Source organism: uncultured Amnibacterium sp. (assembly GCF_964244015.1).
Taxonomy (GTDB): Bacteria; Actinomycetota; Actinomycetes; order Actinomycetales; family Microbacteriaceae; genus Amnibacterium.
The window spans coordinates 1-13391 of record NZ_CAXTHO010000083.1 but is presented as its reverse complement, the minus strand read 5'-3'; the positions used below and the strand labels follow the sequence as shown (position 1 = coordinate 13391).

General features: G+C 72.0%; 16 protein-coding genes. 6 read left to right on the top strand and 10 right to left on the bottom strand.

Going from position 1 to position 13391, the window contains the following annotated elements:
• Both ACFE67_RS10280 and ACFE67_RS10275 read left to right on the top strand, forming a co-directional pair.
• Nucleotides 1-764: methylenetetrahydrofolate reductase (locus tag ACFE67_RS10280; RefSeq protein WP_375406781.1), on the top strand; the 764-nt coding region annotated here is incomplete at its 5' end.
• Nucleotides 765-813: 49 nt separating this feature from the next.
• On the top strand, nucleotides 814-1584 hold the full coding sequence (locus ACFE67_RS10275) for a dienelactone hydrolase family protein (protein ID WP_375406780.1): 771 nt from the start codon (nucleotides 814-816) through the stop codon (nucleotides 1582-1584).
• Nucleotides 1585-1704: 120 nt separating this feature from the next.
• Here ACFE67_RS10275 and ACFE67_RS10270 read toward each other — a convergent pair whose 3' ends face one another.
• On the bottom strand, nucleotides 1705-2286 hold the full coding sequence (locus ACFE67_RS10270) for an NADPH-dependent FMN reductase (RefSeq protein ID WP_375406779.1): 582 nt from the start codon (nucleotides 2284-2286) through the stop codon (nucleotides 1705-1707).
• An 85-nt stretch (nucleotides 2287-2371) separates the two neighbouring features.
• Between ACFE67_RS10270 and ACFE67_RS10265 the strand changes: the two genes are divergently transcribed.
• Both ACFE67_RS10265 and ACFE67_RS10260 read left to right on the top strand, forming a co-directional pair.
• Entirely contained in the window at nucleotides 2372-2854 is a 483-nt protein-coding gene (locus ACFE67_RS10265) for a MarR family winged helix-turn-helix transcriptional regulator (RefSeq protein ID WP_375406778.1), read from the top strand.
• 31 nt (nucleotides 2855-2885) lie between these two features.
• On the top strand, nucleotides 2886-3101 hold the full coding sequence (locus tag ACFE67_RS10260) for a hypothetical protein (protein ID WP_375406777.1): 216 nt from the start codon (nucleotides 2886-2888) through the stop codon (nucleotides 3099-3101).
• A gap of 59 nt (nucleotides 3102-3160) precedes the next feature.
• Here the strand turns inward: ACFE67_RS10260 and ACFE67_RS10255 are convergent, their stop codons facing one another.
• The 8 genes from ACFE67_RS10255 to ACFE67_RS10220 all read right to left on the bottom strand — a co-directional run bounded on the left by ACFE67_RS10255 (nucleotide 3161) and on the right by ACFE67_RS10220 (nucleotide 10344).
• Nucleotides 3161-3742: a pyridoxal 5'-phosphate synthase gene (locus tag ACFE67_RS10255; protein ID WP_375406776.1), complete on the bottom strand. Its 582-nt coding sequence runs from the start codon at nucleotides 3740-3742 to the stop codon at nucleotides 3161-3163.
• Nucleotides 3739-4527: a creatininase family protein gene (locus ACFE67_RS10250; protein WP_375406775.1), complete on the bottom strand. Its 789-nt coding sequence runs from the start codon at nucleotides 4525-4527 to the stop codon at nucleotides 3739-3741. The genes ACFE67_RS10255 and ACFE67_RS10250 overlap by 4 nt, the downstream gene beginning before the upstream one ends.
• Entirely contained in the window at nucleotides 4524-5867 is a 1344-nt protein-coding gene (locus ACFE67_RS10245) for an FAD-binding oxidoreductase (RefSeq protein WP_375406774.1), read from the bottom strand. Before ACFE67_RS10245 ends, ACFE67_RS10250 begins: the two co-directional genes overlap by 4 nt.
• 33 nt (nucleotides 5868-5900) lie before the next feature.
• On the bottom strand, nucleotides 5901-6245 hold the full coding sequence (locus tag ACFE67_RS10240; protein ID WP_375406773.1) for an SDR family oxidoreductase: 345 nt from the start codon (nucleotides 6243-6245) through the stop codon (nucleotides 5901-5903).
• A 3-nt stretch (nucleotides 6246-6248) separates the two neighbouring features.
• Nucleotides 6249-7424 carry an ABC transporter substrate-binding protein gene (locus tag ACFE67_RS10235; protein WP_375406772.1) on the bottom strand — a complete coding sequence of 392 codons (1176 nt, stop codon included), beginning with the start codon at nucleotides 7422-7424 and terminating at the stop codon, nucleotides 6249-6251.
• A 69-nt stretch (nucleotides 7425-7493) separates the two neighbouring features.
• Nucleotides 7494-8351, bottom strand: coding sequence for an ABC transporter permease (locus tag ACFE67_RS10230; RefSeq protein WP_375406771.1), 858 nt, complete (start codon nucleotides 8349-8351; stop codon nucleotides 7494-7496).
• Nucleotides 8351-9115 (bottom strand): ABC transporter ATP-binding protein, encoded by a 765-nt coding sequence (locus ACFE67_RS10225; RefSeq protein ID WP_375406770.1) that lies wholly within the window; start codon nucleotides 9113-9115, stop codon nucleotides 8351-8353. Before ACFE67_RS10225 ends, ACFE67_RS10230 begins: the two co-directional genes overlap by 1 nt.
• On the bottom strand, nucleotides 9112-10344 hold the full coding sequence (locus ACFE67_RS10220; protein WP_375406769.1) for an amidohydrolase family protein: 1233 nt from the start codon (nucleotides 10342-10344) through the stop codon (nucleotides 9112-9114). Before ACFE67_RS10220 ends, ACFE67_RS10225 begins: the two co-directional genes overlap by 4 nt.
• Nucleotides 10345-10553: 209 nt before the next feature.
• On the opposite strand from ACFE67_RS10220, the gene ACFE67_RS10215 reads away from it, so the two are divergent.
• Both ACFE67_RS10215 and ACFE67_RS10210 read left to right on the top strand, forming a co-directional pair.
• Entirely contained in the window at nucleotides 10554-11174 is a 621-nt protein-coding gene (locus ACFE67_RS10215; RefSeq protein ID WP_375406768.1) for a helix-turn-helix domain-containing protein, read from the top strand.
• The gene (locus tag ACFE67_RS10210; protein ID WP_375406767.1) at nucleotides 11171-12121 is read left to right on the top strand and encodes a PDR/VanB family oxidoreductase; all 951 of its coding nucleotides are present in this window, start codon (nucleotides 11171-11173) and stop codon (nucleotides 12119-12121) included. The genes ACFE67_RS10215 and ACFE67_RS10210 overlap by 4 nt, the downstream gene beginning before the upstream one ends.
• Nucleotides 12122-12203: 82 nt before the next feature.
• Here the strand turns inward: ACFE67_RS10210 and ACFE67_RS10205 are convergent.
• Nucleotides 12204-13391, bottom strand: a 1188-nt coding sequence (locus ACFE67_RS10205) for an amidohydrolase family protein (RefSeq protein ID WP_375406766.1), incomplete at its 5' end; no start/stop codon positions are given.

Genomic DNA, 13391 nt, shown 5'->3' with positions numbered 1-13391 from the left:
CGGCGGTCGCCGCCGTGCTGCGCGGGGCCGTCGACGCGGTCCTCGTCGGGGACGGTCCCGACGACCGGGTGCAGTTCCCTCCCGCCCACCGGGCCGCACTGCTGCACGCGGCCGGGCTTCCGGTCGTGTCCGGGTTGAACTGCCGCGACCGCAACCGGGTCGCGCTGGAGGGGGAGCTGGCCGCGCTCGCCGACCTCGGCGTCGCCGGGGTGCTGGCGGTCACCGGCGACCTGCCCGCCCGGGGTCACCGGCCCGATGCGCAGCCCGTCTTCGACCTCGACAGCACCCGGCTCGCGGCGCTCGCCGCGGCTGCGGGCCATCTCGTCGCCGTCGCGGAGTCGCCGGCCGCGCCGCCGATCCACCGCCGGCCGGCCCGGCTGGTGCAGAAGCTGGCCGCGGGTGCCGAGGTCTGCTTCGTCGACCACTGCGGCGGGCTCGACGCCGTCCTGCGGTTCATCGCCGAGGTCCGCGACGCCGGCGCGGATCCCAGATTCATCGCCTGCGTCCCGGTCGTCTCCACCGCGGAGAGCGCCGCACTGCTCGCCGCGTTCCCCGCCCTCGTGCTGCCGGAGGGATACCTAGACGGCATCCTGTCGTCGTCCGATCCGCGCCGGGCGGGGGAGGACGCCGCCGTCCGCCTCGCCGAGCAGCTGCTCGAGGCGGGCGTCGACGGGGTCGATCTGTCGGGAGGGGCCGGCCCCTCCGGTCACGTCGCGTACGCGGAGACGATCGCCCGCATCGGCGAGCGGCTCGGGCTGCACTGATCGGGCAGCACTGATCGCACCCTCGGCCGGGTGCGGGGAGGATGGCGCCATGTCCTACGAAGCCGAACTCCAGACCGTCCTCGACCGCGAGCCGGAGCCGCCGGGCGGTGTCGTCGGGTCGGATGTCGAGTACGACGCGGACGGGGTCGTGTGCCGCGGCTACCTCGCCGTGCCCGCCGGCGCGACGGGCGCCGTGCCCGGTGTGCTCGTCGTGCACGACTGGCTCGGCGTGACGGACGCGACCCGCATCCGCTGCGACATGCTCGCCCGCCTCGGCTACGCGGCGTTCGCGGCGGACGTCTACGGCGCCGACGTCCGCCCGGACGGGCAGACCGCCCCGCAGGTCGCCGGCGGGTTCTACGGCGACCAGGCGCTGTGGCGCAGCCGGTTGTCCGCGGCGCTCGGACGCCTCGCCGAGGATCCGGCAGCCGATCCGTCCCGCCTCGCCGCGATCGGCTACTGCTTCGGCGGCTCCTCCGCACTGGAGCTCGCCCGCGACGGGGCCGACCTGCGTGCGGTCGTCAGCTTCCACGGCGCATTGCCGACCGGGCCGGAGGGGGAGGCTGCGCGCATCCGCGCGAAGGTGCTCGTGCTCACCGGTGCGGCCGACCCGCATGTGCCGACCGAGTCGGTCATCGCGTTCGAGGACGAGCTGCGGACGGCTCCGGAGGTCGACTGGCAGGTCGTGTCCTACTCGGGCGCGATGCACGCCTTCACGGTGCCCACCGCGAACACGCCGGAGTACGGCGCCCAGTACGACGAGCGCGCCGACCGCCGCAGCTGGACCGCGATGAAGGACTTCTTCGCCGAGGTGCTGTGAGGTGCGGGGTGGTCTCGAGACGGGCCTGGCGGCCCTCCTCGACCAACGGATTGTCCGCTGGTCGAGGTGCGAGCGAAGCGAGCCTCGAGACCACCCCGACCAGTGGACGGGTTCAGGCAATCACGCAGGCACGGTCTCGTTCGCGTGGATCGACTTCAGAGCGCCGGCCCACGCTTCGAGCTGCGTGAACAGGATCTCGGCGCCGCCCTCGTGCTGCGGTCCCGGCGTGAACGTGTGCATGTTCTCGAAGTCGGTGAACAGGTTGAAGCCGAGCTGCTGGCGCACGTGCGCCAGCTGCAGCTCGGAGGCGACGCCGCGGAGCTGCTCCACGGCCCGGGCGCCCTGGTAGGCGCCGTAGCTGGCGAACGCGGCCGCCTTGTTGTTGAACTCGGTGTAGATCGAGTCGAGCGCGTTCTTCAGCACCGCGGAGAAGCTGTGGTTGTACTCCGGGGTGACGAAGACGTAGCCGTCGAACTCCGCGATCTTCGCGGCCCACCGCTGCACGGCCGGGTCGGTCGGCGGCACGTAGGCCGGCGAGGCGGCTGCCTCGAAGAAGGGGAGCGGGTAGTCGCGCAGGTCGACGAGCTCGTACTCGGCGGTGCTGCGCCGTGCGCCCTGCTCGACGATCCAGTCGGCGACGGCGGCGCCGTTGCGTCCTTCACGGGTGCTGCCGAGGATGACGGCGATCTTGAGGTCGGCCATGGTGTCCTTTCATGAGAACGGTTGATGCGTCCGCCAGCTTGCCATGACGGTGACACGTCAACGACCAGGTGCTACATTCGGGGTCATGTCGCAGGCGATTGGACTCGATCCCGCCGATTGGGCCATGTGGCGCGAGGTGAGCTCGATGCGGTCCGGCATCGAGCGTGCGCTCGAGCAGCGGCTGCAGCGCGACGCCGGCATCTCCGGCGCCGACTTCGACGTGCTGCACAGCCTCGTCGACGCCGAGGGCCATCGCCTCCGCGCCGGCGCGCTCGCCGAGTCGCTCGGCTGGGAGAAGAGCCGCATCTCGCATCAGGTGCGCCGGATGACCGAGCGCGGGCTCGTCGAGCGCGCCGAGTGCCCGACCGATCTCCGCGGCACCTGGGTCGTGCTGACCGCGGCCGGTGCCGACGCGTTCGCGACCGCCTCGTGCGGCTACGTCGAGACGCTCGAGCAGGTCTTCTTCTCGCGGCTCCGCGATGACGAGAAGGTCGGGCTCCGGCGCATCGCCGCGTCGGTGATGGACGGCGCTCTCGCATCCGACGTCCAGGCTTCGCCGACCCGCTGATGCGAGGGTTGCACCCGTCGAAAGGATGCGGATGAACCCCATCAAGGCATTGGTAGATGCAGGCTTCAAGAGCGAGTACGCCTACTGGGGCGGATTCATCTCGATCGGTCTGAGCTTCGCGTCCTGGGGCCTCTCGCAGGCCAGGGATTCGAACGACAAGGCGCAGTCCGACCGCTGGGGCATCTTCATCGGGCACTGGGCACCGACGTTCTTCGCTCTCGGCGTCGCGATCAAGCTCGAGGAGTAGGACCTCACGCTCGGAGCCCGCGTCGCGGGCTCCGAGCACTGTGCCCATCCTGCGCGGGTTCAGCCCGCCAGGTGGTGCTCGGTCCACGACCCCGTCCCGGTCGCCCGGTACTCGACGCGGTGGCTCGGTCCGTCCGGATCCGACTGCCAGAACGTCAGCCGATCAGGATGCACGACGAACCCGGTCCAGGTATCGGGTGCTGCGAGTTCCTCGAGTGCGTGTTCGACGCTGAACCGCTGCCAGGCGGAGGCGCGAGCGACAGCGTCCTTCTGGGCGAGTTCGGTCGTGTTCTGCCACGCGAGCTGCCGGAGGTACGGCGATCTGGACGCGTAGGCGGCGTCGAGCGCCTGGCGATCCTGCACCGCCGCGACGCCTCGGATGACGAGTTGCCGGCTGAAGCCCGGCCACAGCACGACGAGTGCCACCCCCGCGTTGCCCTCGAGCTGCGCGACCTTCCTCGACGCGCTGTCGGTGTGGAACGCGAAGCCGTCCTCGTCCCACGCCGACAGCAGCACGGTCCTGATGTCGGGCCGGCCATCGCTGTCGACCGTCGCCACCTGGATCTGCGGCCGCTCCTGCTGCGTGTTCGGCGGCAGCCAGTCATGCAGCAGCTCCAGGGGTGCGCCGATGATCGTCGTCATGCGCGCGGGGGCGCGAGCGGGAACCGGTCGATCTCATGGAGCGCCTCGACCGCGAAGTCGACGCCCTCGTCGAACAGCCGGGCACCCGCCTCCGCGCTCGATCCGGTCGGGTCGCCGATCACGCCGGAGGCGTCGAAGTCGTCGGACAGCCACCCGAAGGTCACCGGCCTGCCGTTGAAGCCGAGCAGCCGGTGGTCCGCCAGCCGCTCCGGCACCGCCCGCGCGAACGCGGCGGCGTCGACGAGGTGCGGGGCGAGGTGCAGGACCACGGAGGTCTCCGACCACCCCGCGTGGATACCGAACCCGAGCTCGTCGGGTTCGCCGTCCCGCCCGCTGCCGGCCCGCTGCACCCCCGCGGGCATCGTGAACGGCTGCAGGTCGTGGACGCGGCGCAGCTCCCGGTTCGCGACCTGCAGCAGCGCCGTGTTGCCGCCGTGACCGTTCAGGAAGATGATCTTGCGCGCCGCGGTGGCCGCGATCGACCGTCCGAGATCGTGCAGCACCGCCAGCAGCGTCTCCGCGGACAGCCAGAGCGTGCCCGGCGCCCAGGCGTGCTCGTCCGACTTCGAGACCGCGAGAGTGGGCAGCAGCCAGACGTCGAGCCCTTCCGCCGCGGCCCGGTCGACCGCGGCCGCGCCGACCGCCTCCGGTACCAGCACGTCCGTCGACAGGGGCAGGTGCGGTCCGTGCTGCTCGATCGCCCCGATCGGCTGCACCAGGATGCTGCGCTCGGAGAGGAGGCCGGCGAGCTTCGGTGCGGGCTGGTCCGCCCACCGGCGGCTCATCGGACGGCGCCCTTGCGCGGCCCGGCGTAGTCGACGTTCAGCTTGCCGGGGTTCAGCAGACGGTTCGGGTCGGTGCGCTGCGCGGTCTCGATCGTGCGCTCGATCGCGAAGTCGACGTTCCACTGGTGGGGGTTGTGCACGCCGACCCCCAGCGCGTTCAGCCGGGGGATACCCTCCAGCACCTGCTCGGGGCTGATGTATTCCCCGGCGAGCATGCCGATCGGCACGGTGTGCCCCGCTTCGATGTGCAGGAGGCCCCGCGGGTAGACGGCCTCGACCTCGGCGATCCGGTCGATGAGCGCCTCACCGGACACCTCGACGTGGAAGGTGGGGATCGGCGTCGACTTCTGGAACCACTCGATCGGGTGGTTGTAGCTCAGCATGCTGATCCGCATGCTCGTCTGCTGGCCGTCCCGGAGGGCTTCCACCCGGCCGCCGGCCGCTTCGATCAGCGCGGTCGCCTCCGCGACCTGATCGGTGGAGAGGATCGCCCGCAGGCTGGCGCGGCCGGCGGGGATCGCGTCGTCGGGCGGCAGCGTCGCCGAGATCGCCGGGTTGTCGGCGGAGACGAGGCGGGGCGGGGGCTGCAGGCGCCCGACCGAGCGGATCACGGGCAGCGCGTCCGGCAGGGTCGGGAAGCTCGCATAGAGCCCGACCCAGTCGCGCAGCGGTTCGAGCCGGACGGTCGCGCGCGCGATGATCCCGGCCGTGCCGTAGTTGTGCACGTAGCGCTGCGCCTCGTCTCCCTCCACGTGCACCAGGTCGGGGGAGCCGTCGGCATGCACGACGTCGAGCGCGAGCACGTAGCCCATGTCGTTCGAGCCGTGCTCGATCGTGCCGGTGCCGCCGGAGCCCCCGGACAGGAAGCCCCCGATGGAGGACTGCGCCGTGGAGGGGTACATCCACAGCGCCTGGCCGGCCTTCCACGCCGCCTGCTCGAGCACGACCATCTGCGCGCCCGCCTCCGCGGTGATGGAGCCGTCGCCGACCTCCACGATCGCGCGGGCGCGAGTGAGGTCGAGCACCAGGCCGCCCGCCATCGGGATGCCCTGGCCGTAGTTGCCGGTGCCCTTGCCGCGCGGGGTGATGGGCACGCCGTGGCGCACGGCCGCGGCGACGACCTGACCGATCTGCTCGGCCGAGGTGGGGAACGCGACGACGTCCGCGAGGCCGAGCGGCAGCTGCGCCGCGATGATGGGCGACATCGTCGACCCGTCGACGCTGGCGCGCTCCCGGACCCGCTGCTCGGTGCTGACGTTCTTCTCCCCGAGCAGCTCGCGCAGCTCCGCCGCGAGCTCGGTGATCGCCTGATCGGGGAAGGTTGCGACTGGAGTCGACATCGTGGGGCCTCTCGGAGTTGGTGGTCGGTGGGGTCAGTGGGTGATCATGCCGCCGGTGACGTTGATCGCCTGCCCGGTCAGGTAGGCGCCGTCCGCGGAGGCGAGGAAGCAGGCGACGCCGGCGACGTCCTGCGGGTCGGCGAGTCGGCCGAGCGGGGAGCGCGCCGTCCATGCGGCGACCGCGATGAACACGCCGTCGAGGGCCTCCCCGGAGGCCCGGCCCTGATCCTCCAGCCGGTCCGGCACGGCGATCGCCGCTCCCTCCGCGTGGAGGCGGCCCGCGATCGCGGCGCCGATGCCCCGAGCCGCCCCGGTCACGACCGCGCGGGCGCCGATGAGGCGACCTGCGGCGAGGACCGGGGCGGTGGGTGACGGCACGACTCAGAACTTGATCGTCGTGTCGAGGTACTCGTTCGTGAACAGGTCGTCGGGGGTGAGCCCCGACTTCGGCGGGGTACCGCCCTTGGTGAAGATGGGTGTGGAGAGGTCGATGACCTTCTGCACGCGCGACGAGTCCATCTCACCGAGATAGCCGGAGGGGCCGTTCGCGACGAGCTTCAGGTCCTTGTACTGCTTCGCGCCGAAGTCGGCCGTCGCCTGGTCGTACACCCAGCCGTTGTTGTACTTCGTGACGAGGTCGAGGATCGCCGTGTTCGCGGTGGTCGGATCGCCGAAGTAGTCCTTGTCGGCCTGCTGCATGACGGGGATCAGCTTCTTCAGGCACGGCGCGAGCTTCTCCTCGTCCGCGGTCCGGACGCTCATCGACTCGGGGTAGAACTGGTAGCCGGTGTCGTAGATCAGCTGGAACTTCACCGGCTTCTTCCAGGCGCCGACCTCGTTCTCGTAGATGTAGGGCTCCGCGCTGGCGAAGCCCTGCTGCGCGTCCTTGCCCCCTGCCGAGACGAACTTCGCCGGCGTGCCGTCGTAGCTGCCGTCCAGCACGGAGGCGGGCAGGTAGCCGGCGCCCTGGAGGTAGCTCATGTAGGCGGCGCCCTTGAAGTACCGGACCACGCCGCCCGACTTCGCGAGCGCGGTGCCCAGGCTCTTGATGTCGGTGACGTCCGGGTACGTCGCGGGATCCCACATGATCATCTGCGGGGACTTGTCCGTCTCGGCGAAGACCGCCTTCGTCGGCAGCTTGGCCGAGTTCTGCAGCGCCTCGTCGGTGGAGACGTAGCCCATCGTGATCGAGGTGTCGGTGTACATCTGCTGCGTGACCGACTGGTAGCCGATCGCCGGGCCGCCGGAGCGGATCTGGATCTTCACCCCGGTCGACTCGCCGTTGATCACGAGGTCGCCCGTGACCGTCTTCTTCGCGATGTCGGCCGTGTAGCCGGACCCGAGCAGCTGGTAGAGCGCGCCGTGGTCGGACTCCGGGTTCCAGTCCGTCTGCACGACCACGGTGGCGGGGCAGACGTCGGACAGGTCGACGGAGGCCGTCGCGGGGGCGGCGGTCGAGGCGGAGGGGGATGCCGAGCCGCCGGAGCAGGCGGCGAGCAGCAGCATCGCGCTGACCGCGGTGCCGGCCGCGAGGGCGTACGAATGGGAGCGGTGCAAGGGGGGACTCCTTCTGGGATCGGTGCGGTGGATGGCCGGACGGCCCGCGGGGTGCTGTGTGCGGACCGGCTAGCCGAGGTCGAACCACTTGCCGACGGCGAGCCGGCCCAGCAGTCCGAAGATCAGGAACACCGCGACGCCGAACAGCGACGCGATGAGCAGCGCGGCCCAGGTCTCGGGCGCCTGGATGCGGGAGCTGAACACCGCGATCGCCGTGCCGAGGCCGGGACTGCCCTGACCCATCAGCTGATCGCCGATGACCGCGCCGATGACCGAGAGGCCGGCGGCGTTCCGGAGGCCGACGACGAACGACGGCATCGCCGCCGGCGCCTGCAGCTTCGCGAGCAGCGTCCAGCGGGACGCGTTCTGCAGCTGGAACAGCTCACGCTGCCCCTTGTCCGTGGCCTGCAGCCCGAAGAGCGTGTTCGCGATCAGCGGGAAGAGGGAGATGATCACGGTCACCACGACCTTGCCGACGAAGTTGTAGCCGACGATCGACCCGATCAGCGGTGTGATGGCGAGGATCGGGACGCACTGCAGGATGACGGCGTACGGGAAGAACGACCGTTCCATCCAGCGCGCCTGCGCCATGAGGACCGCGATGGCGACGCCGAGGACGACCGCGATGACGAGGCCGGTCAGCGCCACCAGCACCGTGTTCATCAGAGCGGGGTAGATCTGCGACACCGCAGTCGGTTCGGCGAACGCGGCGTACAGCACGGCGTGGGGGTACGGCCAGAGGAAGCCGCGCTTCTGCGCGTCGAACCCCGCAGCGATGGCGTACCAGACCCCGACGATCGCGACGAAGGCGAGCAGGGGCGGCAGCCAGGTGCTCCGCCCCGGGCGTCGCCGCACGACGACCGGGCCGGAGACGACACCGCTCGACGCGGTTGCGCCCGCGGTGAACGTCTGGTTGTCGATCGCCATCAGCGGTGCCCTTCCCGGAGCGCGTGGGAGACCTCGCCGACGAGCTCGGCGAACTCGGAGGAGTACCGGATCTCCGGATCCCGCGGCATCGGGAACGGCACGTCGAACGTGCGGACGATCCGGCCCGGCCGGCCCGACATCACGACCACCCGCGTCGAGAGGTAGACCGCCTCCGACACGGAGTGGGTGATGAACAGGCCGGCGAACTTCTGCTCGATGAAGATCCTGAGCAGCTCGTCGTTCAGGCGTTCGCGGCTGATCTCGTCGAGTGCGCCGAACGGTTCGTCGAACAGGAACAGCTCGGGGTCGAGGGTGAGCGAGCGGGCGAGGGACGTGCGCATCCGCATGCCGCCGGACAGCTGCTTCGGCAGGGACGACTCGAACCCGGTCAGCCCGACCAGCTCGATCGCCGCCTCCGCGTCCTTGCGGCGCTCCTCCTTGGACCGCCCGTTCAGCTCCGCGAGCAGCTCGACGTTCTTCTGCACGGTGCGCCAGGGCAGCAGCGTCGCGTCCTGGAACACGTAGCCGATGCGCTTCGTCGCGACGGAGACGGTGCCCTCGGACGCGGTCTCGAGGCCGGAGGCGATCCGGAGCAGCGTGCTCTTGCCGCAGCCGGAGGGGCCGACGACGGTGACGAACTCGCCGGGACGTACCTGCAGGTCGACGCCGGACAGCGCCGTCACGCCGTTGTCGAAGCGCATCGCCACGTCGGAGAAGTCGAGCAGCGTGTCCGTGGTGGTGCCGCTCGGAGCGGTGATCGTCATGCGTGGACCTCCGGTCTCGCTTCGGCGAGGGTCGTGACGGTGCTCGTCGTCGCCACGATCCGGCCGCGGCGCAGCACCGTGCGGTCGGCGGGCGCGAACGCGACGGCGTCGGCGAGGGAGGCCGCGCGGATGACCAGCAGGTCCGCGACCGCTCCCACGTGTGCTCCTGCGGGCGGCAGCCCGAGCACCGAGCGGGCACCGTTCGTGACCGCGTGCACCGCCTCCTGGATCGAGAGGTGGCCGGCGGTCACGAGCAGCGAGGCGGTCTCGAGCGCATCACCGCGGCCCATCGGGTTGAACGGGTCCCGCAGGTTGTCCGCGCCGGCGGCCACGCGGACGCCCGCGTCGAGCAGCGGCCGCAGCGCGGTGATGCCGCGCGGGGTCGCCACCGGGGTCTGCCAGCCCTGCAGGTACAGGTTCGTGATCGGCAGCGCGATCACCCCGATGTCGGCGGCCCGCACGGCCTCCATGACCGGCGCGAGCTCGGCCTGCTGCAGCGTGCCGAGGCGGACGCAGTGCCCGGCGCTGCGCACGACGGGCCAGTCGCGGGTCCGCTCCGCGTACGCCTGCAAGGTCACCGGGCCGTCGAGGCCCTCGTCCGTGTGCAGATCGACACCGACGCCGAGCCGCTCGGCGAGGTCGAGCAGCCGCGCCAGGTCGGCGAACGGGTCCGGCGACAGGTGCGGGGCGCCGCCGACGAGATCCGCCCCCTCCGCCATCGCCTGCTCGACGAGGGCGGTGGGCGTGTCCCAGCCGGGCAGTGCCACGAGCTGCAGGTCGACCAGACCGGCGAAGCGGCTGCGGACGGCCCCGAGCGCGCGGAGACCGCGCAGCGGGTCGGGGCCGCCGAAGAAGTTCACATGAGTGCGGACCGCGGTCGTGCCGGCGGCGAGCATCCGCTCGAGCGCCCGAGACGCTCGGTCCTCGATGCCCGACTGGGGCTCGTCCTGCGCGAAGTCGTGGAACGACTCGATCGCCCGGCGCAGGTCGCCCGCCGGCGGCTCGATGGCGTCCCACGTCAGCGCCTTGTCGAGGTGCGCATGCGGCTCCGCAGGGGCGGGCAGCAGCACGGAGCCGGTGACGTCGAGCGTGTCGCCCGGACCCGCCTCGACCGTGCCGCGGGCCCCGACGGCGGCCACGACGCCGTCCTCGATCCGGACGTCGACGACCGCGCCGTCGGGCAGCGAACCGCCCTGGAGGAGGCCGACGGAGAGCGGTTCGGTGGGCATCCCGATCCTCCTCGCCTCGTGGGGTGCGGATGTTGATCCGCTGAACATCGACGCTAGGAGCCGCAGGTTTCCGCGGTGTGACGATCGCGTTCCAGTTGGAATCCGTCCTCGGGCACGATGCCGGGGACGCGAATCGTGTGCGGCATGCAGCATGCTGAGATGGTCATCCGGGCGCGACCGTGCCCGGCGAGCAGTGGACGGAGGCGTCGGTGGAGCCCACGACGGCCGAGACCGCGACCGCCCTCGGTTCGACGCTCCGGAAGATGCGGCGCGTCCGCGGATTGACCCTCGTACGCCTCGCCGACCTGGCCGGACTGTCGCACCCCTTCTTGAGCCAGCTCGAGCGCGGGCTCGCGCGGCCGTCGATGGCGAGCCTCGATCGCATCGCCGCAGCACTCGGCACGAGCGCGGTGGAGCTGCTCGCCGGCGAATCGGACCGACGTGAGCAGGTCGTCTCCCACGTACTGGCCGCTCACGAGGGCGTCGTCGGCCCCTACGGGCTCGGCACCGCGCGACTTCTCGGTCCGGAGCTGCTCTCGTTCGTGCCGATGGACGTGCGCGGCGCGAACACCGAGCCGGGCACGGTGCATCGGCACTCGGAGGACGAGTTCCTGACCGTGCTGGAGGGGACGCCGCTCATCGAGCTCGACGACACGACGCATCCGCTCCGACCGGGCGACTCGGCGACGATCGCCGCGCGCAGCCCCCATCGGTGGTGGTCACCGGACGGCGAACCGTACCGGCTGCTCGTCGTGAAGGAGGCGCAGGGCGTCGCGAGGATGCACGACGCCCTGCGCGATACGACCGAGGTGCCGGAGGACTGGTCGTGACCGGCGAGATCACCCTCGTCGTCCGGACGCGGACCGATGCGGCGGAGGGCGTTGTGCTGCTCGACCTCGTGCGGCAGGAGGGCGGGCTGCTGCGGCCGTGGGCACCCGGCGCGCACATCGACGTCGTACTGCCCGGCGGGCTGGGCGAGCGGCAGTACTCGCTGTGCGGCGACCCCGCCCAGCAGGACGTCTGGCGTATCGGCGTGCTCCGCGAGGACGGCGGGCGGGGCGGCTCCGTCCACCTCCACTCGCTCTACGAGGGCGACCCGGTCGTCGTGCGCGGACCGGCGAACCACTTCGCGTTCCAGCCGTTGCCCGGCCGCGAGTACCTGTTCGTCGCCGGTGGCATCGGCATCACCCCGATCCGGGCGATGGTCCGGGCAGCGGAGGAGGCGGGTGCGCACTGGCGGCTCGTCTACGCCGGCCGGTCCCGCGGCACGATGGCGTTCCTCGACGAGCTGCTCGGCGACTTCGGCGATCGGGTCGACGTCTTCGCGGGCGACGAGGGTGCTCGAGCGGACGTCGTCGCCCTGCTCGGCGAGGCGCCGGACGCCGTCGTCTACTGCTGCGGCCCGGCGCGCCTGATCGAGGCCGTCGAGGCGGCGAGCGGCGACCGGCCGCGCGGGCACCTGCACCTCGAGCGGTTCGAGGCGAGGGCGCTGGGGGCCCCGGTGTACGACGAGAGCTTCGAGGTCGAGCTGCTGCTGTCCGGCATCACCGTCACGGTGCCGCAGGAGCGCTCGATCCTGGAGGTCGTCGAGGAGGCGGGCGTGCTCGCGCTCTCCTCCTGCCGCGTCGGCACCTGCGGCACCTGCGAGGTGCCGATCGTCGACGGGGAGGTGGACCACCGCGACTCCGTGCTGTCGCCGGAGGAGCAGGACGACGGCGTCTCGATGATGATCTGCGTGAGCCGCGCCGCCTGCCCCCGCATCACCATCGAGCTCTGACGTCCGCCACCAGCCCGCGATCGACGGGTCCCGCACTCTCCGTTTTGTAGGCGGAGTCTGCCTACGAAACGGAGAGTGCGACCTACGCGCGAGTGACCAGGAGGCGGGTGAGGGAGTCCGCCACGTCGCGCTCGTCGGCGTGGACCAGTGCGCCGTCGCGGACGACGTGCCGCCCGGCGACCAGCACGTCGCGGGGGCGGCGACCGGGGGAGGCCCAGAGCAGGCCCGCGATCGGGTCCGCGACGCCGGCGTCGGCGACTCCCGACACGTCCCAGATCGCCAGGTCGGCCGCTGCACCGATCGCGATGCGGCCGAGTTCCGGCCGCCCCAGGCCGATGGCGGATCCTGCCGTCGCGGCCGTGAGCGCGTCGCGCGCCGTCAGGGGCCGGCCGGTCAGCCCCGAGACCTGCATCGCGAGCCGCGCGTCCGCGAGCAGGTGGCCCGCGTCGTTGCTGCCGCCTCCGCTGGTGCCGAGACCGACCGCGACACCGGCATCGAGCAGCGCCCCGACCGGAGCGACGCCCCACCCCATCGGCACGTCGCAGCCCGGCGCGTGGGTCACCGACACGCCACGGTCCGCGAGCAGGGCCACCTCCACGTCGGTGATCGCGCAGCAGTGCGCCACCGTCACGTCCGGGCCGAGCCAGCCCCACTCGTCGAGCAGATCGAGCGGGCGGCGACCGTAGCGCTCGGCCGCGACGGCCACGTCGACCTGCTCGTTCGCCTGCGTCCGCCGCCGCAGGCCGCGGCGGGCGGCGACCTCGCCGAGGGCCCGGAACGTCGCCTCACCGTCGCTGTGCACGCCGGCGGGACCGACGGCGACCTGCAGCATGCCGCCCGGCGCGATCCCGCCGGGTGCGGTGCCGACGAGCGCTTCCGCGACGCGGTCGGCCGATGCCGCGGCCTCCTCCGGATCGTCGCGGGCGGACCCGCGGACGAACACGAGACGGGCACCGAGCGCGGCCGCGGCGGAGGCCGTCGCAGCGGCGACCCCGACATCGTCGACGCCCGCCGGCCAGGTGAGGTGGTGGTCCGCGATGGTCGTGACACCGTCCAGCAGCGCCTCGGCGACGCCGACCGCGGCCGCCGCGGCAGCGAGCTCCGGATCGATGCCGATCCGGGTATATGCCGCGCTCATGACGCCGAGCCAGGTGGACATCGGCACGCCGCGGCTGCCCGGCAGCGTGCGGAACGCGGACTGGAGGAGGTGGTGGTGCGCGTTCACGAGGCCCGCCGTGACCACGCAGCCGCTGACGTCGATCCGCTCCGC